We start from the raw sequence: 26,100 nt of genomic DNA on the forward strand, positions 1-26,100 counted from the left end.
TTATTTCTGTGGCTTTTATTTCAGTCGCGTTCGAAGTATTTCGAGCGCGACTGAGCGTCGGACTGATTTATTAGTTTGATTCGGGGCTACCCACCACCAGCCATCGTTGCGCATTGCCATGGCTGCGGCGACAAAGCGTTTCGTAAACGCATCAAAATCCTCGTCGGTGAAGCCAAGATTGAAAATCATTCGTCCTGTACCGACCCAGCTCAAACAAATGCCCTCTCGTCTTAAATAGAACTGCAGCATCCAGTTAAAGCGGCTTGGGACTTTAAATAACACTGTCCACACCGTACTCATCGAAACCATCTCAAGCGGGATCTCAAGTTTTTTAAACTCTGCATTGATTTGCTCGCAACGTTGTTGCCAAGTTTGATCCATCGTGGCGTAAATTTGGCTCACTTCTGGAGTCTCTATTTTATGAAGGAAACTATTCATTGCACCCATCACATAAGGGTTTGCATTGAATGTTCCGCGAGAAAAGCACAGGTCGGCGGGTTGGTCATCGCGATATCGTTTCATGATGTCTGCACGACCGCACAAGATGCCGATGGGTAAACCTCCACCTAAGGTTTTTCCATAGGTGACTAAATCGGCTTTGATGCCGAAGTACTCTTGTGCTCCACCTTTCGCAAGTCGAAATCCTAAAAATACTTCATCCATGATGAAGATAATGCCACGCTCTCTGCAGATTTCTCTAACCGCTTTTAACCAGGCGGTATAAGCTTGGCGATCATAATGTGCGGTGCGTCCGCCATCCAACAACATCGAATCTGTCGGTGCCGAACGATTGGGATGCATGGCCTGTATTGGATTGATCAACACGCAAGCGATGTCTCGTCTACGTCGCAGAACACGCAGGGTGTTTTCATGCATGTCTCTCAGTGTCAAGGTGTCGTCAGAGGGTGGCATAGGGTTGCCAGGTCCCGGTTGTACATCATCCCACCAACCATGATAGGCGCTCGTCAGCCTCACGATTTTACGTTTGCGTGTTTGGTATCGTGCAACTCTGACTGCTTGCATGACGGCCTCAGTACCTGACATGTGAAAAGTCACCTCGTCGAGACCTGAGATTTCAGTCATTCTCCTCGCATTATCCAGCACACAGGGATGGTAACCACCAAGGACAGGACCCAAGGCTTCAACCATTGCTGAGCCCTCTTTAATGCATTCTTTATAAAAATCTTGACCAAATAAGTTGACGCCATAGGCACCACTTACATCGATATAGGACTGTTGATCTAAGTCTGTGATCCAAACGCCTTGCGTTTGCTTGTAAAAACTACCAATCACTATATTTTTTTCAATGACCTCTCGAAACTGAAAGGGAACACGATAGCGACTGGTGAGCTGAAGGTCAGACAGGAACGGTTTTGCCTGTGCTGTCATGGCCAATGTATTAGGACTTCTTGTTTTAAGTGTTAAGGACAGTTCATGAAAAGCAATTTTTCGTTTCTTGGAAATGTGCTCAGGAGCTCCATCGACGGTCAACCATTCGTCTTCTTTATATGAATAGCCCTTAATCCAACCTGAGATCCGCTTTGCCCAGCGCAAGTGTCCATTCAGGCCAGGAGACTTCGCCAGAGAGAGTTGAAGTCGCTGAACTAAGGACGCAACAAGCCATAAAGTCAGCACTGTCACAATAATGTATTGAAATAGTTGCAAGATAGTCATATTTGAAATTCCATACACAAGATAGTTCTTTTTAAACAACCTGCATGACTAAATGATGAAATTCACACAAGTTATTAGAAAAATATTTACAAACGAAGATATGAATTTCTTATTGACTAACCGCATCCCCAGGCATGCTGTTACCGTTTTTATGGGGTGGTTTAGCAAAATTGAGCAAAGATGGATTCGAGATCTTTCTATTTCAGTTTGGAGGGTTTTTACGGATTTAGACCTTTCGGAAGCTAAGAAATCTCATTTCAATAGCCTTCACGATTGCTTTATTAGAGAACTAAGGGAGGGTGCTCGCCCGATTAACGACGATGAACGTATTCTTGTGAGTCCATGTGATGGCATCGTGGGCGAGTGCGGCCTGATTGTGAGGGGTCAGGTTTTTCAAGCAAAAGGATTTCCCTATCAAGTCTCTGAGTTATTGGGGTCAAATGTAGATCCTCAGAGTCTAGAGGGCGGAACATATGTGACGTTACGCTTGACCTCGGCGATGTATCACCATTTCCACTCACCGTATTCAGGCATTATTGATCGAGTTGTCTATCATTCTGGCGATACTTGGAACGTCAATCCTATTGCCTTACGCAGAATTGAAAAACTGTTTTGTAAAAATGAAAGAGCGACGATTTCAATGACAATTGGCTCGGCAAATCATCGAATCTATCTTGTTCCTGTCGCTGCAATTTTGGTCGCCAGTATTCGTATTCATGGACTTGGTATTACATTTCATAGTCGTTACAAGGGACAGCAATTATTCAACTCCCACCTACCTTGCTCAAAAGGGCAAGAACTGGGTTGGTTCGAACATGGTTCAACGGTGATTGTTTTTGCGCCTGCGGGCTTCAAGCTCCTGCCAGGTGTCAGCAATGGCGTTCACATCAAAATGGGCCAAGCGCTTTTTGAATTACCAGTGGTTAATTCTCAGCTTCGAAACCAAGACGTTTTTTGTAACGAAGATTCATCTGAGAAACAGTTAAAAGCATTGGAAAATCCACTGTATTAAAATCGGGATCCCAAGCAGGCTCTCCGCAAACTTTAACGCCTAGTTTTAAATACGCCTCAATGAGTGCTGGGATCTGAGCAGGAAGTTCAGAGTTCACTCGCGCTGTTGGATATGGGCAGTGAGGAATCACACTGAGGTCGCGATCTTGTTCAGTCATGCTGCGTACATTTCGCCATACTGTCGCGGCAGTCACACCATCATCGCGCAAACTCACGCTTGCACAGCCTAAAACATATTGATATTTGTTGACCCTGACAATGTTGGCTAAGCCAGTCCAAAGCATCATGAGCGTCGGTCCATTGCGATATTCTTCATCAATGCAAGCGCGACCGAATTCGATCATTTGATGTCGGATTTTTTTCAATCCTGAGAGGTCAAACTCTGATTCTGAGTAATAGCCGCCTGCCCGGCAAGCCTGCTCGGGTCTCAGCACTCTGTAGGTCCCGATGACGCGATTTGTGCTCTGATCTCTTACCAATAAATGATCGCACCATTTGTCATATTGATCCTCATCAAGATCAGAAGCATGGTTAAGAAATTTGGCTCCATATTCTTCACTAAATACGCGACGTCTTAGCCTTTGCGCTTCTTCGATATCATGCTCTGTCTTTGCCAGTCCGAAAATAAGAGATTGATGTTTTGATTTTTTCTGTTGATATACATGCAAGTCTTGTTGAGTGTGGACTTGAATCTGCATCTTTTTCGATCTCCGATAGTTTTTAGGATGATCAAAGATGGGAATTTCAATTTAATGACGGTTTGATGAATAATTGATGACAGTAATAAAGTTGTCATTCATACGTCATGTATTTGGTGTGTAATTAACACATGAAAGCTTTGTATGGTTCGTTAATACGTCTGGGGTTGAGCGATGGGAAAAAAACAGCTGAATGTGCATTTTCAGTCAATCATTGGGCTGGCAGCTTTACGCCAGGATCGACGTAATATCCTCAAGGGTGGCTTGGGCTTAGGCCTACTTGCTGTTTTTCCTGAGACCTTGACGTCCGCGTTTGCATCATCTGTTTCAAAAAATGCTCAGCCTTCGCTTGGATTTGAAGCGGTTCAAAAAAGTTTACTAGACGATGTCTTGTTGCCTGAGGGTTATAAATATACGATTTTGCATGCGACAGGTGATCCGATGTCGTCGAGCGTCTCTGCTTATTCGAATCGCGGGGCGGAGAGTGATGATTGGAGTGGGCGGATCGGCGACCATCACGATGGGATGGAGTTGTTTTATATCGATGAAAAGGGTCGGTACTCTGATAAACCGACGCATCGTTCTGTCCTGTGTGTGAATCACGAAAGTTCGGCTGATGCACATTTTTTACATCCAAATGGTCAAACTTCTGCAGGTATCAGTAGAAAAAAATTCGATCAGTTCGGTGCTTGGGATTTGGGAAATAGACCAAAGTCCGAAGTGGTCAAGGAAATGAATCTGCATGGTGTATCGATTGTTGAGTTGGTGCGAGAGGGGAAGCATTGGAAGTATCTTGTCGATTCTCCTCTCAACCGCAGAATTACTCCTGAAACAACGATGTTATTGAGCGCGCCTTCGGCACACCTCGATCAAGTGAATCATTTAATGAAAACGGTCTTTGACGTGACGGGTCGATCCAGTCGTGGCACATTGAATAACTGCGGTCATGGGAAAACACCTTGGGGCACCTATCTGACTTGCGAAGAAAATTGGGCGCGTTATTTTCAAATAAGTTCTAATTCTGCACCGTTAGAATTAAAGCAAGTTGCAGCGCTCAAGCGCTATGGCGTGGCCTCGCAGCCTTTGAACAAATCGATGAAAAAGGCATTCAGTCAAGGTTGGCATACCGTTTCAGAGACGGATCACCGTTTTGCGAGATGGAATATTGCATTGTTAAGCCCAAAGGCGGAGGGCGATTTTCGTCAAGAGGCCAATACGTTTGGCTTCAATGTAGAAATCGATCCTCTCGAACCGACCGCTATGCCGGTCAAGCGGACCGCGATGGGACGTTTTGCTCATGAGGCCGCAGTATGTTCAGCTCCACAAGCAGGTGAGCCTATCGCGTTTTATATGGGGTGTGACTCGCGCAACGAGTACATCTACAAGTTTGTCTCCGATGCGCGCTGGGACCCGCAGGATATCGGCGGTGGTATCCGAGCCGGGGACAAGTATCTGGATGAAGGACGTCTATACGCTGCGAAATTTAATGCTGACGGCACGGGTGAGTGGCTCGCACTTGATTTTCTAGATCCAAAAATACGAGGCTTCGAGGGTTACCGCTTTTCAAATCAGGCAGATGTTTTCGTTCATACTCGCTTTGCAGCCGACGCCGTGGGCGCGACTCCGATGGATCGTCCTGAATGGGGCGCTGTGAATCATCGAAATGGTGATATTTATTTTGCACTGACGAATAACAATGCCGCCAATCGAACGCCCGCGAAAGTGAATGCGGCCAATCCGCGGGCGTATCAAGATCCCGATGGTAAAAAGAGATCAGGAAATCCGCATGGCCATATCATTCGTTTTCGTGAGAAAAATTTGCGTTCGAGTGACACAACTTTTTCCTGGGATATTTTCCTTTTTGGTGCCGAGGAGGACGATCCTGCCTCGAATTTGTCTAAATTAACGACTAAAAATAGCTTTTCCTCCCCCGATGGGTTGTGGTTCAGTCGGTCAACAGGTATTTGTTGGATTCAGACCGATGATGGGGCGATGACCGATGAAAGCAATTGCATGATGCTGGCAGCGATTCCCGGAGCGGTGGGAGATGGTGAGAAAGTCTCGATTGCCAACGTCATGCAAGCGGGTGCAGACAAGATAGAAGGTATACAAGAGACTTTTATAGGGGCAGCGCTTGGTGAGTCGCGACTGAGACGATTTTTAGTTGCTCCAAAGGGTGCGGAAGTCACTGGTGTGACTGAAACAGCAGATGGGAAAACGCTTTTCGTTAATATTCAACATCCCGGCGAAAAAACACCGGCCTTGGGACAAGCTACTCAATTTGAGCTAGAAAGCGCTTGGCCTGGCCATCGAGGATATGGGCAACCAGGTCGTCCGCGGTCAGCGACCATTGTGATTCAGCGTGAGGATGGCGGGATCATTGGGCTCTAAGGTCTGCCCGTCATCAAACTGAAATATTGGGTTGTTACTGTGTCGTGTATATTAGTTATGTGTATTAATCGCTATTTAATGCGGTTTTAGTTAATGGGAAATTTCATGGCTGACAAACACCTTTCATCTCAATTCGATATTGAACTCAACGCTCTCTGTAGCAATCTGCTTGAAATGGGTGGGATGGTCGAGTCTCAGATTTTGGATGCCACCAAAGCATTTTCAACCATGGATATTGAGTTGTGTAAGGTTGTGATCGATCGCGAAAAAACAATCAACACAAAAGAAATCGAAATTGATTCGGCGTGCACCGAAATCATTGCCAAAAGACAACCTACGGCCCGAGATTTACGGTTGGTGATGGCAGTTTCAAAGGCGATCACCAATCTGGAGCGTGCCGGTGATGAGGCTGAGAAAGTCGCCAAGAGAACACGTCGAATTATTCGAAGCGGTACTGAACATAAAATCAACGTTGCAGAAATTATTATCTCCGGACAGCTTGCGCTAAAACAGTTGCGACAGAGTTTGGATGCCTTTGCAAGATTGGATCGTGAGGCAGCGGTTGAGATCGTATTGGACGACCGTCAGATTGATGAAGAGTTCCGAGCTTTTGTTCGCAAACTCACCTCTTATATGACGGAGGATCCCCAAACGATCGCTACAGGGCTAGATATGCTGACGATTGCTAAAGCAATCGAACGAATTGGTGATCACGCCAAAAATATCGCCGAGTTTGTGATTTACGTCGTGGGTGGTTATGACGTCCGTCACTCCCCTAAAAAAGAATTGCATCAACGAGCCGCTGAGGAATGATGCGGCCATGACACATCGTATCCTGATCGTGGAAGACGAACTTTCTATATCTGAACTGATCGCTGTCAACTTGACGCATGCTGGCTACGATGTTCAGCAAGCCTACCAAACAGAGGAAGCGAGTCAGCTTATCAAGGACTCCTTGCCTGACTTGATGATTTTGGATTGGATGCTGCCCGGAAAGTCTGGCGTTCAATATGCCAAAGAGCTTCGTGCCAACGAAGGCACCGCGAGTATTCCTATACTAATGTTGACCGCAAAAAGCGAAGAGGCTGACAAAGTGCAGGGACTCGATGCGGGTGCTGACGACTATATGACCAAACCTTTTTCAACCAAGGAATTGGTGGCTAGGGTCAATGCACTGCTTAGACGTCATAGTCGTGTTCCAACGAATGATGAATTGATGACTTTAGGGGCGTTAAGGCTCGATCCCGTCACGCATCGTGTGACGGCTGAGTGGCCGCAGTCGCTTCGCCGTGAAATTATCGTTGGTCCCACAGAGTTCCGGCTTTTGCAATTTCTGATGGGTGCTCCTGAACGGGTTCATTCCCGAACCCAACTCCTTGATCAGGTTTGGGGAAATGAGGTTTTTATTGAAGAAAGAACGGTAGATGTTCACATCAGAAGGCTACGCGTTGCGCTGGCAGTGGCCAAATGTGATGTTTATATTGAAACCGTCAGAGGTGTCGGGTATCGTGCTACAAGAAATCCAACAGCAGTGAGCGTTGATAACGATCATTGATGATTGATTGATTCGCTCATATATTGTAGGGAAGCATGAAGCTTTATCTCGGCAGATTTTTGGCATGGATTGCACTCGCGATTGTTCTTGGCTGGTTGGCGGGACAATTCGCAGGTATGGCTGTCGCGCTGATGGTGAGTATCGCTGTCATGGCGGTTCCCTTAGCCAAGGGATATTCTTATCTCGAAAAACTCCAGCGACTGTCTGTCACTGAGTTTAGCCATTCATCCCCGCGGGCAGCCAGTACCTGGGATGATACTTTTTCTAAAGTTGATCGTCTATTGACAGACGCACGCGCACAGATTCATTCATTAGAGACGCGTCACAATCGATTTATTCAAGGCTTTCAAGCATCTCCTAATGGGGTGGTGATGCTTGATGAAGAGCTCCATATCGAGTGGTGTAATGCCAGTGCTGAAAATTTTTTCGGTATCAGTTTTCGTAAAGATAGCCGTCAAAACATCAGTTTTTTGGTTCGCAATCCAGATTTCGTCAGTTATCTTTCGTTGCGTCGCTTTGAGCATCCGATTGTGATTCAGAAAATGGGTTTTGCCCATGAGCTGTCCATCGCGATTCAGGTCTTTCCTTTCGGTGATGAGCAACTGTTATTGTTGGCGCAAGACGTCACAGATTTACAAAAAACAGAGGCAATGAGGCGTGATTTTGTTGCCAATGTCTCTCATGAGATTAGAACGCCCTTGACGGTATTGATTGGTTTTCTTGAAACCATGCAATCGATTGAACTCTCTCCTGAGCAACGTAACCGTTATTTTGGTCTGATGATGACCCAGTCTTCACGGATGAAAAGTCTTGTCGAAGATTTGCTGACACTCGCTAATCTCGAGGCCAACACGTCGTTTGCTCCGATGCAGGAGTTTGATGTGGTCGCTGAAATGGCGAGTTTGAAAGTTGATGCTGAAGCACTCTCTGCGGGTCGGCACAAAATTATTTTTGAAGTGGCTTCGGACCGAGGTCTCTATGGTGAGCGTCGGGAATTGCATTCGGCTTTTAGTAATCTGATTTCGAATGCGATTCGCTATACTCCCGAGGGTGGTCAAATTAAGGTTTCTTGGAGCATGAACCCAAGTCGCTATGGGATTTTTGCTGTGTCAGATACGGGACCTGGTATCGATGCCATTCATCTCCCGCGTATCACTGAGAGGTTTTATCGTGTCGATGGCAGTCGCTCACGGGACACAGGAGGGACGGGTCTCGGTTTGGCGATTGTCAAGCATATCGCGACACGTCATCATGCACAGCTGATGATTACGAGTATGGTGGGCGAGGGTAGTAAATTTACACTCAAATTTTCACCCGAAAGGTGCTGCGATCCAACAGAATTTCAATTAAGGTAGCGATATTAGTTCAGTCGATCACCTCAATCAGGGATAACGCTTGAATATCGATATTGCCTCGCTTTACTTGATTTTGGCACTCTTTTTCTTTATGTTGCCTATCGCTGTCTATCTGGCGACGGCTGAGTTTCGTGACCGACAAGTGTATTGGTGGTGTATCGGCGGCCTAGGGACGAGCTTAGGTTTTTTGCTGGTAGGGCTCAGAGGTCTCATCCCCGATGTGCTTAGCTTTTATGTCGCGCACGTTTTTTTCGCGATTGGCTTCAGTTTTCGCTCCCTGTCTCTGCGACTTGAGATCTCGACCAATATTTACCGTACGGCATTGATTTATGCTGTGATCAGTACAGCATATGTACTCGTTTTTTCCTTATTAGTTTATACACAAGCAAGCGAGTTTTATCGCTTGGGCTTGGTGCACACTTATCTAGTGTTAATGTCTTTCGATCTGTTATTCATTAGCCAAGCCATCTATAGCGAACTCAAAAACAAAGGTGGCAAGCTCATCGCCTGGATGGCGATTTTTATTTTGGCTGGCTTGCTCGTCAGGATGGTGGGTTACCACAGTGAGCGCGGGGGTGCTGGGGTATTTGAAAAGGGGTTTGACCAATACATCGGAATCTTTTCCGTCTTGATGGGCTATGTGTTGGGTAACTTTGGCTTTATTCAGCTACGCTTTGTAAAATTTTTGGAAGTTAAAAAAGTCATAGCTGTCCAGCTCGCTGATACAAACAGCAAAAACAAGTCGCTAGAGGATATTCTCGAAGAAAAAAATGAATTAATGCGGATGCTTTCGCTGTCGGCAAAGGCAAACAGCATGGGGACGATGTTGGGAGCCATCGCGCATGAGATCAATCAACCACTGAGTGCGATTCGGTTGAATACCGAGTTGTTGATGACGCTGAATCGTCGCTCTGGTGATCGCGAAGGATTTCAAGAATCGCTAGAGCATATTTTGGAGGACAATGATCGCGCTGCAGTGGTGGTGTCGAGCCTACGCAAGTTCTTCGTCAAAGGTTCGAGTGAATTCTCGCCGCTCAATATGAGTCGTTTGGTGACCGATGTGCATAGGTTTCTTCTGCCCGAGGCTCGTTTACATAGCGTCAATGTCGGAGCGGAGATCGAAGAAGATTTGTGGATCAACGCCGATCAGAATCAGCTACAAATGGTGTTACTTAATCTGATCAATAACGCGATGGATGCTGTGTCGAGCGTATCGTGTGAGAAGCTTGTTTTTATTCGTCTGTTTCAACGTGAAAATAATATTTTTTTCGAGGTCAGTGATAACGGACCTGGCGTGCCTAGTGATCGTATTGCGACTATTTTTGAGTTGTTTCACACAACCAAAGAAAAAGGCATGGGCATGGGTCTTTGGTTGAGTCGCGCCATCATGGACTCGCACGAGGGTTCGATCAAGCTCTTTAAAGGACCAGAAAACGAAACCTTATTTCAGATTTCGCTTCCAAACTATTTGCCTACTGTTTAATCTTCCAGCCCGCTGCGTTAAATTGCAAAGCTTTTTATAGAGTGGGTCGGAGCTTATCCGTCAGTGCTTCGAGTAGTGAGGCTGATTGTGTGTTTGCCTGCTGCTCGATCGTCCGATAGAGATTAACGATCTCGGCACCCGTAGTGGTGAGCGTTGTACCGCCGCCCTGCGCACCGCCGGTCGCAGCTTGTACCACGGGCTCTTTGAAATACTGATTCATTTGATCGACCAAAAGCCAGGCGCGTCGATAAGACATGCCTAGTTTACGACTGGCTGCTGAAATAGAACCCGTCTCGGTGATCGCTTCCAGGATGGCGATCTTGCCTGGTCCAAGAGCGATTTCGTCGCCACATTTGATTCTCAGTCGAAACTGAGCGACCACGGTATTTGAAGAGGATGGGGTGGGCATTTTATTTTTAGCGTATTTCAAAGAGTTCTTGGTGAAAGCGATGACTCGGCAAGCCTTCTTTTAAAAGCCCGCGTCTGATCGCCTCGCCAAACCCTGTCGAGCCACAGAACCAAACGGTGTGCTTGAGGAAATTAGGAACGTTCTCACAGATTGCGCGCGCTGTTAACGCCAGATTTTGACCGCTGACAGAGAGATGAAGCGGGATGCCTGCTTGGTGCGTCAAGGTTTGCACGCGTTCGATGAGAGCATGATCTGATGTGCGTGCGCTGTAAAAGAGCGAGATCGGTTGCCGGGATGGATGGGGTGCGTGAGCCAACGCTTCAAGGCGCGACAAAAAGGGTGTGATGCCGATGCCGCCTGCAATCCAGATTTGAGGTCCTGAATGCGCAGCGAAATCGAATCTTCCGTAGGGACCTTCGACCGTGACAGGATCGCCCACTTTAAGCGCGTGACTCAGTGTACGTGTGTAATCACCCAGTTGCTTGATATGAAAGGTGAGTGTCGCGTCATTCTTCCAGCTCGAAGACAAGGTAAAGGGATGGTGTCCCTCGCTGGTATCAAAGGTGACAAAAGCAAACTGACCTTCTTTGTGTCCTTCCCAAGGGGTCGTGAGTAAAACCTCTACTTCGGTGACTTTACCGTCTTCATGCACGTGAATCTGACTAATCTTTCCAGAGGCGCGGTGATTGGCTCCAATTTTTTGAAAGAGCGAAATCAGCGCCGCTGGTATCCCGACGAGCAAGAGCGCGCCCATGATAAGACCAATCGGCGTGAGCCAATCAATTTTTCCAAAAAGAATCAGCGTGTGAAAGGCCAGGATCAGGTAGATCACAGCCAGGATGCGGTGTGTTTTAAAAAAATATCGATAAGGAAATTTTTTCCATAGCGCGAGCATGGCTAGAAAGAGGAGTGCGTAAAGCGCCCATTCGCCGAGATCCTCGGCGAGATCTTTGAGTGGATTGAAAAAATTACTATGCTGGAAAAAGCCGATGGTGCCTGCTGGGGTCGCAAAGTCTTTTTTGTCGTAGATGCCCAGCTCAATGAGCCATTTGTATTTTTTACTGAGCCAGTGCGCCAATGCAAAGAGCGCCGCCGCGATACCCAGCCATTTGTGGAGACGGTAATGTGTGTCGAGTCCTCCAACGCAACGTTCGACAATGCGCAGTCGTAGCGCGAGGATCACGCCAACGCTCATCGCCATGAAAGACATCACCCCCGTGTAATACAGCAAGGACTTGCGCAACGCCCATGGCGCGAGCGTGCGCTCGACATCAGTCAGACTGACCCAGTACAGCATGGTGCCAAGTACCATTAACAACAGGAAAATCCACTTAATTCTTTTCATACCAACCGCAAAAGGGATTATTCGGCACTGAGGTTATTTTCCATAATGATACGACCATAACGTGCTTGATCACTTTTGATACGTTCAGCAAATTGCTCGGGTGTCATTGGCCAAGGTGTTGCACCTTGCGTGATGAGTGTTTTCTGTGTGTCGGGCAGTGCAAGCACTTCACGCAGATCAGCCGATATTTTGTTGATAATGGACGTCGGTGTACCAGCCGGAGCAAGCATGCCAATCCACGAGCCTGTGTCAAAGCCCGCGTACCCACTCTCTGCGATGGTGGGTAGCTCTTGAAGAGCTGGGGACCGAGTGGCGCTGGTCACGCCAAGACCTTTGAGTTTGCCAGACTTAACGTGTCCGACCGACTCCAACACAGTACCAAAGTAAATATTCACATGACCAGCCATGAGATCAAGCGCGGCGGGACCGCCGCCTTTGTAGGCCACGTGAAGCATTTTCGTTCCTGAGGCTTGTTGAAAAATCTCCCCCGCGAGGTGAGGCGCTCCACCCGCTCCCGAGCTGGCAAAGGTGATTTTACCGGGCTCTTTTTTTGCGGCCTCCACAACATCTTTGACATTATTCCAAGGTAAAGACGGGGTCACCAACATGACTAAGGGAAGCTCTGCGATCATGCCAATCGGGGCGAAGGCCTTGTCAGGGTCGTAGGGCATTTTTTTATACAAGGCAGGATTTACAGACTGTGTGCCTACATTACCCACGAGCAAGGTGTAGCCATCAGGTTTAGCTTTTGCCACCAGTTCGGCCCCGACTCGACCTGCCGCGCCGCCCCGGTTTTCGACAATGACAGGTTGTCCCCATTTCAGTGAAAGCTTTTGAGCCACCAGTCTGGCACCGACATCAGTACCGCCACCGGGAGGAAAGGGCACGACCACCGTAACAGGGCGGCTAGGGTAAGGCGCTGCTGACTGCGCGTGTGCGGTAGTCAGTGCACCTAAGGCCATCAGGGAGGAAAAAAGCAATGCTGAGGTGCGCGAAGTAGTGTTCATGTTGTCTCCTGTCTGCGATGGTCGCGATGACGCGACTTTATATTTATAGCTCTATATCCAAGGAGCTCGATCCTAGTATATTAGGGAAGCATTCAAATAAAGATAAAAATTATTCAATCGATTGGAGATAATAATGATTCGTCGTCAAGTTTTAAGCTCAATGTTGGTGATTTTTGGAGCCGTATGCGCGGGCTCGGCGCTCGCACAAGGGAATGTGACTTTCACCAAGCCGGTCAAACTCGTTGTGCCGTTCGCGCCGGGTGGCACTTCGGATATTCTCGCGCGCATGATTGCGCCCAAGTTATCGCTGACGCTCAAACAGACCGTGGTCGTTGAAAATCGCCCTGGTGCCGCAGGTAATTTGGGTGCCTCGATCGTCTCAAAATCAGATCCTGATGGACATACGCTTTTATTGATGGATCTCTCCTCGCTCGCGGTCGCTCCACACTTGTATACGACTTTGACTTACAACCCAGTCAAGGATTTGGCGCCTGTATCGATGATTAGTTTTTCTCCCTATTTGTTGGCAGTCAATCCTAAACTGGGCGTGAAAACCGTTGCAGAGCTCCTTGAATTTGGCAAGAAAAATCCGGATAAGTTGGTGTTTGCGCACGCGGGTGTAGGCTCAGGCAATCAAATTGTCGGTCTTGAGTTGGCGAAACACTGGGGCCTCCAGTGGGTCACCGTGCCTTATAAAGGGGGCTCGGCAGCGATTAATGCTGTCCTAGCGGGTGAGGCTAATGTGATCGTGAATGGCTCAACCGCAACCTTGCCCTATGTCAAAAATAATCAGCTTGTTGCCCTCGCGGTCACAGGAGATAAGCGCTTTGAGTCGTTGCCAAACGTTCCGACCTATGGCGAGCTCAAACTGCCCGCGGCAGACAGCGGCAGTTGGCAGGGCGTGCTAGTGGCCTCTGGGACGCCGGCTCCAGTGATCGCTAAGCTCAATGCAGAGATTAATGCGATCCTCAAAGACCCTGAAGTGGTCGCACGAATTTCTGCCCAAGGCGCCAATCCCGTTCCGATGACACCTCAAGCGCTCGCCAAGTGGATGCAAGAGTCTTCAGTGAATTTCGGCAAAGTTATTCGCGAAAACAACTTGAAGATCGAATAATTCAGTACATAATTGAGGGTTTTCTAGGAGCCGTTCATGTCGTCGTTGTTAAAGCCCATTCGATCCTGGTTGTTTGCCCCGGGTATGGATGCACGAAAGTGCGAAAAAGCCGTGCAGTCTTCGGCTGATGCGTTGATTCTTGATCTTGAGGATGCTGTGGCTTTGTCTGAAAAGCCTAAAGCACGTCTGATGTTGAATCAGCTCGTCAAATCCGTATCACCAGAGCGCCAGGTGTATGTGCGCGTCAACGACTTCATGACCGGCATGACCTCCGAGGACTTGCGTGCGGTCTGTACAGGTGGGCTCGCTGGGATTGTGTTGCCCAAGGCGGAGTCCGCAGAAATGGTGCGGATTGCAAGCGCCATGATTGACGAGTTGTCTCGTGCCGAAGGCTTGCCTCATGACCAAATCACGATGTGCGGAATTTTAGAGACAGCGCGTGGTGTATTGCGTGCCGAAGAAATCGCGGCTGGGGGTGGACGTTTATCCACGCTGATGTTTGGCGCCGGTGACTTTACTGGAGACTTGGGTATCCCGACTTCAAACGTCGGTCCACATCTGGTAAATGGAAAAATCCAAACGGCGTTGGCGTGTCGCGCGGCCGGGATTCGTCCGCCGGTGGATACGGTCTTTTTTGATGTGACGGATGCCGCCGGCTTTGAGGCGGATTGTCTACAGGCCAAGAGTTTGGGTTTTCAAGGCAAAGCCGTCATTCATCCTAATCAAATTGCGACGGCGAATGCGGTATTTTCGCCGTCGGCTGACGAGATCGCGTATGCACGACTGGTCGTAGACAGTTTTGCTAAAGCCGAAGCTGAGGGTGTCGGTGCGATCCGTGTCGAGGGTAAGTTGATCGACTATGCCATGGTTAAAAATTCCCAGAAACTTCTGGATCTTGCACGTGTCTTGAAACTCACACACTAACAATGACGATGTCCGACGCTTCACAATATTCAAACAACACCCAAACTTCAGCGACCCATATTTCTCCTGCAGGTGCAGCGGCAAATGCTCGGCCACTGCCCCTCGAAGGTATCAAGGTGCTTGATTGCGCGAGACTCGTTGCGGGCGGCTGTATTGGGACTTTGCTTGGCGACTTTGGCGCCGAGGTGGTCAAGATCGAAGCGCCCGGCAAGGGCGATCCCTTGCGTGGCTGGGCAGTCGAAAAAAAAGAGTTTTGGTGGAAGGTCTACGCTCGCAATAAAAAGAGCATGACCTTGAACCTTTCTGTTCAGGAAGGGCGGGACATCTTGCTCGAGATGATTCCGCATTTTGATGTGATGATCGAGGGCTTCGTGCCCGGCAAGCTTGAAAGCTGGGGGCTCTCGCCCGAGGTCTTACTCAAACTCAATCCAGGACTGGTGCTGGTACGCGCCTCAGGTTGGGGGCAAACGGGCCCCTATAGCTCACGTCCGGGCTTTGGTACCTTGATTGAATCAATGAGCGGTTTCGCACACATGACGGGTATGCCGGATGGCCCTCCGACTTTGCCGCCCCTTCCACTCGCGGACATGACGACCGCGTTGTACGGTACGTCCGCCACTATGTTTGCGCTGTTTAGTCGCGAACGCCATGGCGGTCGAGGTCAGGTGATCGATTTGTCGATTTATGAGTCCATGATTTCCATTCTTGGTCCGGCGGCGGCCGAGTATCAGCATTGTGGTGTGATTCAACAGCGCCGCGGCAATCGTGCGCCGACAAACGCGCCTCGCAACACCTATCAGAGTGCGGATGGCAAGTGGATCGCGATGTCAGCGGCCACCCAGTCGATGGCAGAAAAGACGATGCGTGCGATTGGTCGTCCAGAGATGATTGACGATCCCCGCTTCAAGACCAATGAACAACGCATCATCAACGTTGAAGCGTTGGATGAGGCGATACAAGGTGAAATCAGTAAGTTTAGCCAAAGCGACATGTTGGAACGCTTTCACCAAGCAGGAGTCACCGCGGCACCCGTCTATGACATCGAACAGCTGTTGGCCGATGAGCATGTCCAGAAACGCGAGGTGATTGTCGAGGTTCCTGATCAGGATTTGGGTACTGTCAAAATGCATAACATCATTCCCAGATTGTCAGGGACACCGGGTCAAATTCGCTCGACTGGGCCAACGTTAAATCAGCATGGCGACGAGGTGCTACGCTCGATTGGTTTTAGTGAGGAACGTATTGCAGCCGCAAAGGCTAAGGGGTTGTTTTAACACCTCGATTTACAAAGCCGCTGGCAAGCAGGGTGAGGGCGATGAGGGTGGCTGAAAGCCAGCAGATAAATTGAAAGCCTTTCAGAAAGGCGCCATCCAGGCTTAGACCTGCGGTGAGCGCCTCCAGACGGACTTGCTCTAGCAACCACAGCCATAATAGTGCCGCGCTCACCACGCCAATGGTCCGGGTAAACACCGTCAGTCCACCTGCCACCCCGCGGGCTTGAATGGGTAAGGTTCTGACGACCCAGTCTGAGTAAGACACTTGAAACAAACCCAGACCTGTGCCGTGTATGAAGACGGCACCAAAGAGTAGTGGTAAAGCGATATCGATAGACCAAAAGGCCGTCATGACGAGTCCCGCCACGCATAGCCAGCCCGCGATTAGCGCCGGGCGATTTGTCCCTATATGGCGAGCGATCGTTGCAGCCAGCGCAGAGCCGAGGAGTATCCCCAAGGCCCATATCGCCAGAACTACACCAGACTCGGTGGGACCCCAATGCGCGACTTGTGATAAGTAGTAGGGAACGAGCAGGGGAATCGTAAAGCTTCCCATCTGAACGGCCGCGCTGATAGCATTGATCCAGATGAAAGGGGGGGATGTTTTGAAAATATCGATTAACAACCAAAATGTCGAGGCTCTCTTTTGGGTGATCGTTGTGGTTGGGCGATGCCGCAGGCGGGCTTGAATGCGCGGTAAGGCTGCGAGTGCTAACAAGGCCAGGGGCACTCGAAACCAATACACGCCAGGCCAGCCCATCAGCGCGATACTGAGTCCGCCCGCAAGCGGTGCGATCAGACTTGCGATCGAGGTCATACTGCCGTAGGCAGAGAGGGCACGTGTACGATCGTGTTCGGCGTATAAAAATGTGACGAGCGCGGGTGCGCAAGAGAGCGTAAGAGCCATGCTGATGCCTTGCAGCACACGTGCAAAAATCAGCCAGGGGTAGTTTGGCGCGACCGCGCAGAGCGTCAAGGCTACAACGCTCATGATGAGGCCTAACCTAAAAACGCGGAGGTGTCCGACTCGATCCCCGAGGGCGCCAAAACCGATGACGAGGACGCCATAGGTCAGCACATAGCTCAGAGGTATCAAACGAATCGCTTGCGTATCTAGCCCAAAGGCTTGTGTAATAGCAGGGAATGCAACATTGACGGAAAAATCAAGCGGCGCGATCGAGGCGCCAAGTCCGACAATCAAAAGTGCGAAAATGTTCAAACCAGTTTCTTCCTAGGGTGATACGTGAGAATAGTCGATCAACTCCATATGCAGGCGCAAGCATTGTTCGATGCGTTGCGTCAGGGCAGTCTAGACCATGTCCGCGGAGGCGTCACGCGGGATACGTATGGGGCGGGTGAAGCCTTCGCGCATGTGTTGCTGGCGCAACATGCGACCGAGATTGGTTTGGAAGTGCGGCATGATCACATGCAGAATACCTACATGGTGTTGCCTGGTACGGATCGTAGCTTACCTGCGATCGTGATTGGTTCGCATCTCGACTCTGTACCGGGGGGGGGCAATTTTGACGGGGCGGCGGGTGTAGTTTCTGGTCTGATTGCCGTTCAAGCACTCAAGCAGGCGGGTATCCGGTTGCCTTGCGATGTCATGGTGATGGGTGTCCGGGCAGAGGAGAGCATCTGGTTTCAGGTCTCCTACATCGGCAGTCGCGGTGCGTTGGGACGTTTGCAGGCGGAGGCCTTGCAAGCGACGCGCATCGATACTGGGCGCACCTTGGCGCAGCATCTGGCTGAGGCAGGAGGCGATCCCGAAGCGGTCAAGCGCGGCGAAGCATTTTTGTCATCCAAGAATGTACGGGCGTTTATGGAAGTCCATATTGAGCAGGCGCCGAGTCTGGCGCTGACGGGCTTTCCGATCGCGATTGGTACTGGGGTACCTGGCAATTTTCGCTATCCAAAAATACGCATTAAAGGCGAGTACGGTCATGTTGGTTTAGGGCGACGCTTTCGGCACGATGCTTCACTTGCGGGGGCGGATCTTGCGCTCGGGCTTGACGCTCTCTGGGCCGAGTGGGAGCGTCAAGGGCGCTTGATGGCCTGTACCGTAGGCGAGTTCCATACAAACGCAAAGCGCCATGGTTTAACCGTCGTGCCCGGCGAGTTCTTTATGAGTCTGGATGTGCGGGCCTATGTTCAACCTGATCTCGTGGAGTTAGAGACGGCTTTTCTCGCTCTGGTTCGCGAGACAGAGAAAAAACGTGGTGTGACGATTGACCTCGGTCCACGTGCCAGTGCCGAGGTGGCGCAAGCTGACCCTCTGTTGACACAACAATTGAGAGATTGCGCCCAGGCCTTGTCCTTGCCCTATTGTGATTTACCGAGTCCTGCCTCACATGATTCGGCGGCCTTCTGCGCGGCGGGCATTCCGTTCGGGTTTGTCTTTATTCGTAATCCAAACGGCAGCCACCACCCCGAAGAGGCGATGGCGACAGAGGACTTTATGTTGGCGACGCAAGTACTCACGCAATGGTTGCTTAATCAGCAAGAAGCTGTCTGAGCGTCTAGCCGAAAGGGTCTAATGTCCCAGACGACCACCGGCTCGCGCCAGATAGAACCATTCCTGACCGGGCTGTGATTTGATGTTAGGGAACACGATGAAACAATCCTGTTCGGCGCGTAAAACTGAACCGTCGACCCGTGTCCCGATGATCTCTCCTTTAGCGATAGGATCAAAACTTTTCCAAGTCTTAGCAAAAGTATCGTTCATATCAAAACGATCGTAAACATCGTAGAGTCCCAGTACTTGGAAGTCTTGGGCGGGCTGAGGTGTTGGCCCATCGATGAGTCCAAGATAAATCAACGTATTGAGAATGGCTTGGTATGCGACCTCGCGACCGCCTACATCGTCATGCTGACTGCATTCGAGCGTAATTGACCAGCCGCCTGTTGAGCGCATGTATTCGGTAGTACCAATACCATAGCGTGTATCGATGTCGACCTCTTTGGCGTTAAAACGACCGGCTGTCACCTCCGCGGCGCGTCGACCAATGCCTTTGGCGTAGGTATCAAGCCAGCCATAAACGAAACGTGAGCAGCCAAGTCTCTGGACTAGCGCTTCTTCGATGTCGGCCTGGGCAAAAGGTTCGAGGGCTTCTGTATTGTTTTTCGGACCAAACAGTGCAAAGGGCTGAGTCCCGCTCTGAAAAGAGTGCAGATCGAGCAGTCCATCATGCTCGGCCAACAGCGGGCACAACCAGTTGGCGATGTGGTCTTCGTATTGCATGGGCGTGTCGGTCGGAATTAGCCGACGGTTCAGGTTGCGATCGCCATTGCGTCGCTGCAAACGATAGGCTTTGGGATTCGTGACGGGGACAAAGGTGACCGCTCCGCGTTTAAGTTTGAGTTCGCCCGCTTCAAATTGCTTGACCAACCTTTCGATGGCAAAGGTGCCGCAGGTCTCGTTGCCATGCACGGCGGCCGTCACGATCAGGCGAGGTCCTTTTAGGGGACTGTGCAATCTGATCGCCTCAAAAGGGCGTTCTTGCTCGAGGGCAAGCTGTTCGGGAAGGGACGTCAGTAAAGAGGAGGGCAAAGACATCGTCGAAACCTTGGGGTTAACGGATTGAGTGGGCTGGTTTTAATCTCAGCATGGCACGATTTTAGATGCATAATGAGCTGACATGACGAACCCATAAATCATCAGCAACGAGCGCGTCAACGCGCCAGGGAGAAGAGACTATGAAAAAAGCAATCAAATTCGCAGTGGCATTAGCGGGCTCAGTATTGGCGGTTTCTGCGATCGCACAGACTTTTCCCGATCGTCCCATCAAATTAGTCGTCCCCTTTCCTCCGGGTGGCGTGACGGATATTGTGGCGAGAACCCTTTCGGTCAAACTGACCGAGGAGCTGAAACAGCCCGTGATCGTTGAAAATCGTGCGGGGGCGAGTGGCGCGATCGGCGCCGAGGCCGCGGCACGCAGCGCGCCGGATGGTTATACCTGGTTAATGGGCAATATTAGTACCCTTGCCATCAATCAGTGGACGATGGCCAAACTGAACTACAACCCTTCTACTAGTTTTGAGCCGGTCGCGATGGTGGCCGTTCAGCCTCTTTTAGTCGCGGTGAACCCGACGGTGCCGGTCAACACCTTGTCTGAGTTGGTGGCCTTTGCGAAAAAGAATCCTGGGAAATTGAACTACGGCACGGCTGGAAGCTCCATCCACTTAGCAGTGGAGTATTTTTCCGGTTTGGCTGGCATCAAAATGAATCATATTCCCTACAAGGGAAGCGCACCCGCGATTACGGATTTATTAGGTGGGCAGATTCAAGTGCTGTTTGATCCGTTTTCGAGTATCCATCCACAGGTTGCCGCTGGCAAGGTCAAAGCCTTGGCGATTACCACGGCGGATCGTTCTGCTGTGGCCCCTCAGGTGCCCACCGTGATTGAGTTGGGTTTTGCGGGCTACGACGTCAGTTCGTGGCAAGGCATCGTGGTGCCAGCTGGTACGCCTAAAGACATCGTTTTAAAAATGAATGCGGCGATCAACAAGGCCTTGCAGTCTAAAGAGGTGGTTGATCGCTTTGCACAGTTTAGCGCGGTGCCGACTCAATGGACACCGCAACAGTTTGGCCAATATATTAGTCAGGAGCAGGCGCGCTGGAGCAAAGTCGCCAAGGATGCCGGGGTCGTTCCCGAGTAATGCAGTGAAAGGGGCCACGTGTGAGTGGCCCCTATTTATTTCTCACCACAAATGCGTTGCGTCAAAACGTATTTTTCAAGGTGTGCTTATTCAGCCTTGATATTTGCATCTTTGACGGTCTTGCCCCACTTAGCCAAATCGGACTTGATACGGTCTGCGGATTGCTGGGGTGTAAAGTCCATTGGCTCGTAGCCTTCACGCTTGATCGCGGCAATGATAGCGGGATCTTTCATGATCTTGCTAATGGCGGGTACGAGCGTGTCCATGACATTCTTTGGCAAACCTGCGGGGCCTACGATACCAAACCAGATGGTGGCGTCAAAACCAGGGAAGCCAGACTCTGCCATGGTGGGAACATTAGGAAACATTGAGCTGCGCTTGCTGGCGGTATCAGCCAGGGCAACAATTTTTCCGGACTGGATTTGCGAGGCCGCAGCACCCAATGAGGAAAACAGGATGGGTACATGACCACCCAATAATTCGGTCATCGCAGGATTGCCACCCTTGTAGGGGATATGTGAAATATCAAGCTGGGCTGCGGCTTTGAATTGTTCGCCGGCCAAGTGACCCACGCCACCCACGCCTGAGGTGCCATAGCTCCACTTAGCAGGATCTTTTTTCGCCAGTGCAACGAGAGATTTGATGTCTTTAGCGGGAGAGGTCGGTAAAGCAACAACAACCACACCACCTTCGCCGATCATAGAAATGGGGGTGAAGTCTTTTAGAGGGTCATAGCCCATTTTTTTCATATTTGGCAAAATCGCCATCGGACCGGAGTCGGTGATGTGCAAGGTATAGCCATCGGGAGCCGCTTTGGAGGTAAAGTCAGCCGCGACCGAGGCACCTGCGCCCGGCTTGTATTCAATGATAAACGGCTGCTTGAGCGTCTTTGATAACTGATCCGTGATCGGACGGATCAGCTTGTCAGCTGCGCCGCCAGGTGCATAGCCCACCACCATGCGAATAGGTTTGTCGGGATATTGCGCCATGGCAATCGGGCTGAAAACCGACAGGGCCAAAGCGCCCGTCAAGACTGATTTGATTAAACGCATGTAAATCTCCAGAGTGTTATTAAAGAGGGCCGGGGAGGGCAAAGAAGAAATCCTCGGATGCTGCGATGAATCACTTTTTAATAAAAAGTTCGTCAGGAATCAAGACAATCGCGCCTTGGGTCGTACGGCCTTCAAGCAAGCGATGCGCTTGGCTCGCCTGACTCAAAGGCAACACTTTTTCTATGTCCAGGCGCACGGTCGGATCGCCTAATATTTCAAAGGCTTCTTGGCTCATTGCAAGCATCTCGGCGCGGTCGGCGACATAGGTTTTTAACGTCGGACGGCATACCCAGAGCGACTTGCTGTGCAGGTCTTGCAACTTAAATCCCTCGACTTGACCCGAGGCTGTGCCGTAGTTCACCACCAGTCCTCTGGACTCGAGGCACTTGACGGAACCATCGAACGTATCCTTGCCAACTGAATCGAACACGACACTGACCCCTTTGCCAGCAGTGATGCGGTTGACCTCTGCGACGAAGTCTTGGGTGCGATAGTTGATGGCAAAGTCCGCCCCAAGTTCGAGCGCGGTGTTGATTTTGGCATCGCTGCCAGCAGTTGCAATCACAATCAGCCCCAGCCGTTTGGCCCACTGGACGAGGATTTGACCGACGCCTCCGGCTGCGGCATGCACCAAGACACGGGTACCAGGCGCTAAAACACGCATTTTTTTGAGGAGATATTGCGAGGTCAGTGTACGCACCAGGCCAGCTGCGACCCGGACATCATCCAGGGATTCGGGCACGGGAATGACGCGTTCTGCGGAAAGCGCCACATGCGTGCAGTAACTCCCAACACCCGCATTGGTATAGGTGGCTTTGTCACCGACCTTGAGGTCGCGGACATGGCTGCCGATGGCTTTGATTCGGCCAATACCACTGACGCCAGGAATAAAGGGTGGCGTTGGGTTGTGGGAGTGCGGTTGTCCGGCGCGCAGATAGATGTCGACAAAGTTGACCGCGACCGCGGTTTGTTCGATCACGACTTCGTCTGCACCAGGAATGGGCATGGAAATGGGCTGAGCCTTGAGAACATCGGGGCCGCCAATGGCGGTGACAAAGACGGCAAAGGGTGCTGACATAAAAGCGATTCCAGATGTTTATGGATGCAAGAACACCATACTTTACAGACTCTCCAACTGCCTAGTCAAAATGTGTTAGTCCCTAGGTATTTACCCTCAATTGAGTGCTACCATGTTTATGACATTTCTCAGTCACGCTAAACTCGTCGAGCTTTGACGGAGTTTGACTTCAGACTCTTGTCATTAAAACAATCATGGTCGACTTATCGACCCCCCATTCGCTCAAGGATATCCTCATGCGTAAATCTGTATCTTGGCTTGCCGGCGCAATGATTGCCACGGCAGCTCTCTCGGCTCAGGCCCAAACCAAGTGGGACTTGCCTTCTGCTTACCCGGCGGCAAACTTTCACGTAGAAAACTTGGTTGAGTTCACTAAAGATGTGTCGCAAGCTTCCAAGGGAAAACTGAATATTACTGTTCACCCTGCTGCCTCACTTTACAAAGCACCTGAGATTAAGCGTGCGGTTCAGGGCAACCAGGCGCAGCTGGGCGAGATCCTTTTGGTGAACTTCGCGAACGAAGATCCTATTTATGAGCTCGACGGTTTGCCTTTCCTCGTGTCGAGCTATGCGGGTGCGCGTAAGCTTGCGGATATTCAGAAGCCTTACTTAGAAAAGAAATTGGCTGCCCAGGGCATGATGTTGTTGTTTACAGTGCCATGGCCACCACAGGGCATTTTCACTAACCGTGATCTGAAGTCTGTTGCGGATATGAAAGGCCTGAAGTGGCGCGCATACAGCCCCGCAACTTCTAAGATTGCCGAATTGTCTGGAGCACAATCCGTCACGATTCAACAAGCCGAGCTTTCACAAGCGATGGCGACTGGCGTGATTGATTCCTACATGTCCTCAAGCGCGACTGGCGTTGACACCAAGACCTACGAATACATCAAAAAGTTTTATGATAATCAAGCTTGGATCCCCAAGAATGCAATCTTGATGAACAAGAAGGCGTTTGATGCGCTTGATGCAGACACCAAGAAAGCTGTTCTCGAAGCAGGTGCTCGTGCCGAAGCCCGCGGTTGGAAAGTTTCCGAAGCCAAAACAAAAGAGTACTTGGCTGCTTGGACTAAAAACGGTGGACAGATCATTCCTCCTAGCCCAGAGTTAACCAAGGGTTTGAACGAGATCGGCGAAAAGATGTTGGCTGACTATATCAAAAAGGCTGGCAAAGACGGCCAAGCTATTGTTGACGCTTTGAAAAAGTAATCGATGCGACGTTTTCTTGATCGTTTGTATTCTGCCGCCGAATTTCTGGCGGCAATTTCTTTAATTGGGGTCTTGATGTCGGTGCTCTTGAGCATTGTCAGCAGACAACTATCCTTTCACATTTCGGGTCTGGATGCCTATGCAGGCTATTTCATGGCTAGCGCAGGTTTTTTTGCCCTGGCCTCGACCTTGCGTCACGGCGAACATATTCGCGTGACGGTTCTGTTTAATGCCTTGTCTCCGGCCGGCCAGCGCCGTTTGGATATCGGAGCGATTTCCGTAGGATTGGCCGTGGCGGTGTCTCTTGCATTCTTTGGTTCGAAGCTCGCTCTGGACTCTTGGATCTTTAACGATATCTCTACAAGCAATGATGCGACCCCTCTTTGGATTCCTCAGCTCAGTATGGCTGCTGGCAATATTTTATTTGTCATCGCCTTCATAGATTTGTTGGTGGCCCGCATTCGAGGTGACGCTTTGATGATTGATACACAGGAGTTGCAGCGTAATGAGTGATTTTTTTATTATTGCGTTGCTGATCGTCTCACTGTTTGGCTTTTTAGCAGGTGGTGTTTGGGTAGGATTGACGCTTGCTGGCACCGCTTGGATTGGGATGGAGTTATTTTCAACCCGTCCGGCAGGTGACGCGATGGCCATTACCATCTGGGGTGCCTCATCTAGCTGGACCTTGACGGCCTTGCCACTGTTTTTGTGGATGGGAGAAATCTTGTTTCGCACAAGACTGTCACAAGACTTGTTTACCGGCTTGGCTCCTTGGTTAAATAAGCTTCCTGGGCGACTGTTGCATACGAACGTGATTGGTTGTGCGATTTTTGCAGCCGTCTCAGGCTCGTCGGCAGCGACGTGCGCTACGATCGGCAAGATGACTTTGCCTGAGCTTAAAAAGCGTGGTTACCCTGACAACATGGTGATTGGTACGCTCGCGGGCGCAGGAACCTTAGGTCTGCTGATTCCCCCTTCCATCATCATGATCGTTTACGGTGTGGCGGCTGAGGTCTCGATCGCTCAACTGTTTATTGCAGGCATCATTCCAGGTATTTTCCTGGCGATGCTGTTCAGTGGTTACATCATGTTCTGGGCGTGGCGCAATCCTTCACAGGTGCCCCCTGCTGACGAAGAGATGACATTCCGCCAAAAGGTCTACGAATCTCGTAATTTGATTCCCGTCATGCTCTTGATTGCAAGCGTATTGGGTTCCATTTACAGTGGTATCGCTACGGCGACTGAGGCTGCGGCCATTGGTGTGTTGGGTTCGTTGATTATTTCTGTTTTTCAGAGGTCCCTGAACTGGGCAACGTTCAAAGCCTCTATTTTGGGCGCGACGCGCTTGTACTGCATGATCGCGTTGATTCTTGCAGGCGCCCAGTTTTTAACCCTTTCAATGGGATACATCGGCTTGCCGCGGGCGCTGGCTGAGTGGATTGGCAGCATGGGTCTTTCGCAGTTTTGGCTCATTGTGGTGCTGATGGTGTTTTTCATTATTTTGGGCTGTTTCTTAGATGGCATTTCAATGGTGGTGCTGACCATGGGCGTGTTGTTGCCTACTGTCCAAGCTGCCGGCATTGATTTGATCTGGTTTGGTATTTTTATTGTGTTTGTCGTGGAGATGGCACAAGTGACACCACCCGTTGGGTTCAATCTGTTTGTGTTGGCGGGGATGACCAAACGAGATTTGCCATATATCGCACGTGTTTCTTTGCCCATGTTTTTCTTGATGATTTTTGCGGTACTTGTCCTATATTTTGTACCCGAACTCGCAACAACGCTTCCTAAACATATGAAGCTGTAAAATGCGTCAACTGCCGTCAGTCCTCGTTCGAGGCTGACGGTCCAGTGTTCGGACGC

General features: G+C 50.1%; 23 protein-coding genes. 14 read left to right on the plus strand and 9 right to left on the minus strand.

The window, feature by feature from the left end:
• Window positions 1-15: 15 nt before the first annotated feature.
• Complete coding sequence (locus tag AC8GE9_RS04245) at window positions 16-1,674, minus strand: aminotransferase class III-fold pyridoxal phosphate-dependent enzyme (protein WP_506675870.1); 1,659 nt, start codon at window positions 1,672-1,674, stop codon at window positions 16-18.
• A 52-nt stretch (window positions 1,675-1,726) separates the two neighbouring features.
• Between AC8GE9_RS04245 and asd the strand changes: the two genes are divergently transcribed.
• Window positions 1,727-2,686, plus strand: a complete 960-nt coding sequence (gene asd / locus AC8GE9_RS04250; RefSeq protein ID WP_506675871.1) for an archaetidylserine decarboxylase — start codon at window positions 1,727-1,729, stop codon at window positions 2,684-2,686.
• On the opposite strand, the gene AC8GE9_RS04255 is transcribed toward asd, so the two are convergent.
• On the minus strand, window positions 2,598-3,383 hold the full coding sequence (locus tag AC8GE9_RS04255) for a GNAT family N-acetyltransferase (RefSeq protein ID WP_506675872.1): 786 nt from the start codon (window positions 3,381-3,383) through the stop codon (window positions 2,598-2,600). The genes asd and AC8GE9_RS04255 overlap by 89 nt on opposite strands.
• A 174-nt stretch (window positions 3,384-3,557) precedes the next feature.
• On the opposite strand from AC8GE9_RS04255, the gene AC8GE9_RS04260 reads away from it, so the two are divergent.
• From AC8GE9_RS04260 to AC8GE9_RS04280, 5 genes are all read left to right on the plus strand, one after another.
• Window positions 3,558-5,774, plus strand: a complete 2,217-nt coding sequence (locus tag AC8GE9_RS04260) for a PhoX family protein (RefSeq protein WP_506675873.1) — start codon at window positions 3,558-3,560, stop codon at window positions 5,772-5,774.
• 105 nt (window positions 5,775-5,879) lie between these two features.
• Entirely contained in the window at window positions 5,880-6,587 is a 708-nt protein-coding gene (phoU, locus tag AC8GE9_RS04265; protein WP_506675874.1) for a phosphate signaling complex protein PhoU, read from the plus strand.
• A 7-nt stretch (window positions 6,588-6,594) separates the two neighbouring features.
• Window positions 6,595-7,329, plus strand: a complete 735-nt coding sequence (phoB, locus tag AC8GE9_RS04270; RefSeq protein ID WP_506675875.1) for a phosphate regulon transcriptional regulator PhoB — start codon at window positions 6,595-6,597, stop codon at window positions 7,327-7,329.
• 35 nt (window positions 7,330-7,364) lie between these two features.
• Window positions 7,365-8,684, plus strand: a complete 1,320-nt coding sequence (phoR, locus tag AC8GE9_RS04275) for a phosphate regulon sensor histidine kinase PhoR (protein ID WP_506675876.1) — start codon at window positions 7,365-7,367, stop codon at window positions 8,682-8,684.
• Between the two features lie 40 nt (window positions 8,685-8,724).
• Window positions 8,725-10,167 (plus strand): sensor histidine kinase, encoded by a 1,443-nt coding sequence (locus tag AC8GE9_RS04280; protein ID WP_506675877.1) that lies wholly within the window; start codon window positions 8,725-8,727, stop codon window positions 10,165-10,167.
• Between the two features lie 34 nt (window positions 10,168-10,201).
• Here the strand turns inward: AC8GE9_RS04280 and AC8GE9_RS04285 are convergent, their stop codons facing one another.
• Genes AC8GE9_RS04285 through AC8GE9_RS04295 form a run of 3 tightly spaced genes read right to left on the minus strand, consistent with a single transcriptional unit; the run spans window position 10,202 to window position 12,928 of the window.
• Window positions 10,202-10,576 carry a winged helix-turn-helix domain-containing protein gene (locus tag AC8GE9_RS04285; protein WP_506675878.1) on the minus strand — a complete coding sequence of 125 codons (375 nt, stop codon included), beginning with the start codon at window positions 10,574-10,576 and terminating at the stop codon, window positions 10,202-10,204.
• 7 nt (window positions 10,577-10,583) lie between these two features.
• Window positions 10,584-11,921: a ferredoxin reductase family protein gene (locus AC8GE9_RS04290; RefSeq protein WP_506675879.1), complete on the minus strand. Its 1,338-nt coding sequence runs from the start codon at window positions 11,919-11,921 to the stop codon at window positions 10,584-10,586.
• 17 nt (window positions 11,922-11,938) lie between these two features.
• Window positions 11,939-12,928, minus strand: coding sequence for a Bug family tripartite tricarboxylate transporter substrate binding protein (locus AC8GE9_RS04295; RefSeq protein ID WP_506675880.1), 990 nt, complete (start codon window positions 12,926-12,928; stop codon window positions 11,939-11,941).
• Between the two features lie 133 nt (window positions 12,929-13,061).
• Here AC8GE9_RS04295 and AC8GE9_RS04300 point away from each other — a divergent pair, with 133 nt between their 5' ends.
• From AC8GE9_RS04300 to AC8GE9_RS04310, 3 genes are read left to right on the plus strand one after another with little or no spacing between them, the layout of a single operon-like run.
• Window positions 13,062-14,042, plus strand: coding sequence for a Bug family tripartite tricarboxylate transporter substrate binding protein (locus AC8GE9_RS04300; protein ID WP_506675881.1), 981 nt, complete (start codon window positions 13,062-13,064; stop codon window positions 14,040-14,042).
• Between the two features lie 36 nt (window positions 14,043-14,078).
• Entirely contained in the window at window positions 14,079-14,966 is an 888-nt protein-coding gene (locus tag AC8GE9_RS04305; RefSeq protein ID WP_506675882.1) for an HpcH/HpaI aldolase/citrate lyase family protein, read from the plus strand.
• Window positions 14,967-14,974: 8 nt separating this feature from the next.
• Window positions 14,975-16,240 carry a CaiB/BaiF CoA transferase family protein gene (locus AC8GE9_RS04310; RefSeq protein WP_506675883.1) on the plus strand — a complete coding sequence of 422 codons (1,266 nt, stop codon included), beginning with the start codon at window positions 14,975-14,977 and terminating at the stop codon, window positions 16,238-16,240.
• On the opposite strand, the gene AC8GE9_RS04315 is transcribed toward AC8GE9_RS04310, so the two are convergent.
• Window positions 16,224-17,459 carry an MFS transporter gene (locus tag AC8GE9_RS04315; RefSeq protein WP_506675884.1) on the minus strand — a complete coding sequence of 412 codons (1,236 nt, stop codon included), beginning with the start codon at window positions 17,457-17,459 and terminating at the stop codon, window positions 16,224-16,226. The genes AC8GE9_RS04310 and AC8GE9_RS04315 overlap by 17 nt on opposite strands.
• Before the next feature lie 24 nt (window positions 17,460-17,483).
• Between AC8GE9_RS04315 and AC8GE9_RS04320 the strand changes: the two genes are divergently transcribed.
• Window positions 17,484-18,755 (plus strand): Zn-dependent hydrolase, encoded by a 1,272-nt coding sequence (locus tag AC8GE9_RS04320; RefSeq protein WP_506675885.1) that lies wholly within the window; start codon window positions 17,484-17,486, stop codon window positions 18,753-18,755.
• 18 nt (window positions 18,756-18,773) lie between these two features.
• Here AC8GE9_RS04320 and AC8GE9_RS04325 read toward each other — a convergent pair whose 3' ends face one another.
• A complete protein-coding gene (locus AC8GE9_RS04325; protein ID WP_506675886.1) occupies window positions 18,774-19,796 on the minus strand; it encodes a M14 family metallopeptidase in 1,023 nt (340 codons plus the stop codon).
• Window positions 19,797-19,936: 140 nt separating this feature from the next.
• Between AC8GE9_RS04325 and AC8GE9_RS04330 the strand changes: the two genes are divergently transcribed.
• Complete coding sequence (locus AC8GE9_RS04330; protein WP_506675887.1) at window positions 19,937-20,899, plus strand: Bug family tripartite tricarboxylate transporter substrate binding protein; 963 nt, start codon at window positions 19,937-19,939, stop codon at window positions 20,897-20,899.
• Window positions 20,900-20,985: 86 nt separating this feature from the next.
• Here AC8GE9_RS04330 and AC8GE9_RS04335 read toward each other — a convergent pair whose 3' ends face one another.
• Window positions 20,986-21,951 (minus strand): Bug family tripartite tricarboxylate transporter substrate binding protein, encoded by a 966-nt coding sequence (locus AC8GE9_RS04335; protein ID WP_506675888.1) that lies wholly within the window; start codon window positions 21,949-21,951, stop codon window positions 20,986-20,988.
• 70 nt (window positions 21,952-22,021) lie between these two features.
• A complete protein-coding gene (locus tag AC8GE9_RS04340) occupies window positions 22,022-23,029 on the minus strand; it encodes a quinone oxidoreductase family protein (protein ID WP_506675889.1) in 1,008 nt (335 codons plus the stop codon).
• 236 nt (window positions 23,030-23,265) lie between these two features.
• On the opposite strand from AC8GE9_RS04340, the gene AC8GE9_RS04345 reads away from it, so the two are divergent.
• From AC8GE9_RS04345 to AC8GE9_RS04355, 3 genes are read left to right on the plus strand one after another with little or no spacing between them, the layout of a single operon-like run.
• Window positions 23,266-24,237, plus strand: coding sequence for a TRAP transporter substrate-binding protein (locus tag AC8GE9_RS04345; RefSeq protein ID WP_506675890.1), 972 nt, complete (start codon window positions 23,266-23,268; stop codon window positions 24,235-24,237).
• Between the two features lie 3 nt (window positions 24,238-24,240).
• Window positions 24,241-24,750 (plus strand): TRAP transporter small permease, encoded by a 510-nt coding sequence (locus AC8GE9_RS04350; protein ID WP_506675891.1) that lies wholly within the window; start codon window positions 24,241-24,243, stop codon window positions 24,748-24,750.
• A complete protein-coding gene (locus AC8GE9_RS04355; protein WP_506675892.1) occupies window positions 24,743-26,044 on the plus strand; it encodes a TRAP transporter large permease in 1,302 nt (433 codons plus the stop codon). Before AC8GE9_RS04350 ends, AC8GE9_RS04355 begins: the two co-directional genes overlap by 8 nt.
• Window positions 26,045-26,100 lie beyond the last annotated feature (56 nt).

It is taken from the genome of Zwartia lucis (genome assembly GCF_965234455.1).
Lineage (GTDB): Bacteria > Pseudomonadota > Gammaproteobacteria > Burkholderiales > Burkholderiaceae_B > Zwartia > Zwartia lucis.

What these genes read in the sequence shown, in the direction of transcription:
- AC8GE9_RS04245 (WP_506675870.1), bottom strand. Translation starts at nt 1,674, where the DNA reads ATGACTATCTTGCAACTATTTCAATACATTATTGTGACAGTGCTGACT.
- asd (WP_506675871.1), top strand. Translation starts at nt 1,727, where the DNA reads ATGATGAAATTCACACAAGTTATTAGAAAAATATTTACAAACGAAGAT.
- AC8GE9_RS04255 (WP_506675872.1), bottom strand. Translation starts at nt 3,383, where the DNA reads ATGCAGATTCAAGTCCACACTCAACAAGACTTGCATGTATATCAACAG.
- AC8GE9_RS04260 (WP_506675873.1), top strand. Translation starts at nt 3,558, where the DNA reads ATGGGAAAAAAACAGCTGAATGTGCATTTTCAGTCAATCATTGGGCTG.
- phoU (WP_506675874.1), top strand. Translation starts at nt 5,880, where the DNA reads ATGGCTGACAAACACCTTTCATCTCAATTCGATATTGAACTCAACGCT.
- phoB (WP_506675875.1), top strand. Translation starts at nt 6,595, where the DNA reads ATGACACATCGTATCCTGATCGTGGAAGACGAACTTTCTATATCTGAA.
- phoR (WP_506675876.1), top strand. Translation starts at nt 7,365, where the DNA reads ATGAAGCTTTATCTCGGCAGATTTTTGGCATGGATTGCACTCGCGATT.
- AC8GE9_RS04285 (WP_506675878.1), bottom strand. Translation starts at nt 10,576, where the DNA reads ATGCCCACCCCATCCTCTTCAAATACCGTGGTCGCTCAGTTTCGACTG.
- AC8GE9_RS04290 (WP_506675879.1), bottom strand. Translation starts at nt 11,921, where the DNA reads ATGAAAAGAATTAAGTGGATTTTCCTGTTGTTAATGGTACTTGGCACC.
- AC8GE9_RS04295 (WP_506675880.1), bottom strand. Translation starts at nt 12,928, where the DNA reads ATGAACACTACTTCGCGCACCTCAGCATTGCTTTTTTCCTCCCTGATG.
- AC8GE9_RS04300 (WP_506675881.1), top strand. Translation starts at nt 13,062, where the DNA reads ATGATTCGTCGTCAAGTTTTAAGCTCAATGTTGGTGATTTTTGGAGCC.
- AC8GE9_RS04305 (WP_506675882.1), top strand. Translation starts at nt 14,079, where the DNA reads ATGTCGTCGTTGTTAAAGCCCATTCGATCCTGGTTGTTTGCCCCGGGT.
- AC8GE9_RS04310 (WP_506675883.1), top strand. Translation starts at nt 14,975, where the DNA reads ATGTCCGACGCTTCACAATATTCAAACAACACCCAAACTTCAGCGACC.
- AC8GE9_RS04325 (WP_506675886.1), bottom strand. Translation starts at nt 19,796, where the DNA reads ATGTCTTTGCCCTCCTCTTTACTGACGTCCCTTCCCGAACAGCTTGCC.
- AC8GE9_RS04330 (WP_506675887.1), top strand. Translation starts at nt 19,937, where the DNA reads ATGAAAAAAGCAATCAAATTCGCAGTGGCATTAGCGGGCTCAGTATTG.
- AC8GE9_RS04335 (WP_506675888.1), bottom strand. Translation starts at nt 21,951, where the DNA reads ATGCGTTTAATCAAATCAGTCTTGACGGGCGCTTTGGCCCTGTCGGTT.
- AC8GE9_RS04340 (WP_506675889.1), bottom strand. Translation starts at nt 23,029, where the DNA reads ATGTCAGCACCCTTTGCCGTCTTTGTCACCGCCATTGGCGGCCCCGAT.
- AC8GE9_RS04345 (WP_506675890.1), top strand. Translation starts at nt 23,266, where the DNA reads ATGCGTAAATCTGTATCTTGGCTTGCCGGCGCAATGATTGCCACGGCA.
- AC8GE9_RS04350 (WP_506675891.1), top strand. Translation starts at nt 24,241, where the DNA reads ATGCGACGTTTTCTTGATCGTTTGTATTCTGCCGCCGAATTTCTGGCG.
- AC8GE9_RS04355 (WP_506675892.1), top strand. Translation starts at nt 24,743, where the DNA reads ATGAGTGATTTTTTTATTATTGCGTTGCTGATCGTCTCACTGTTTGGC.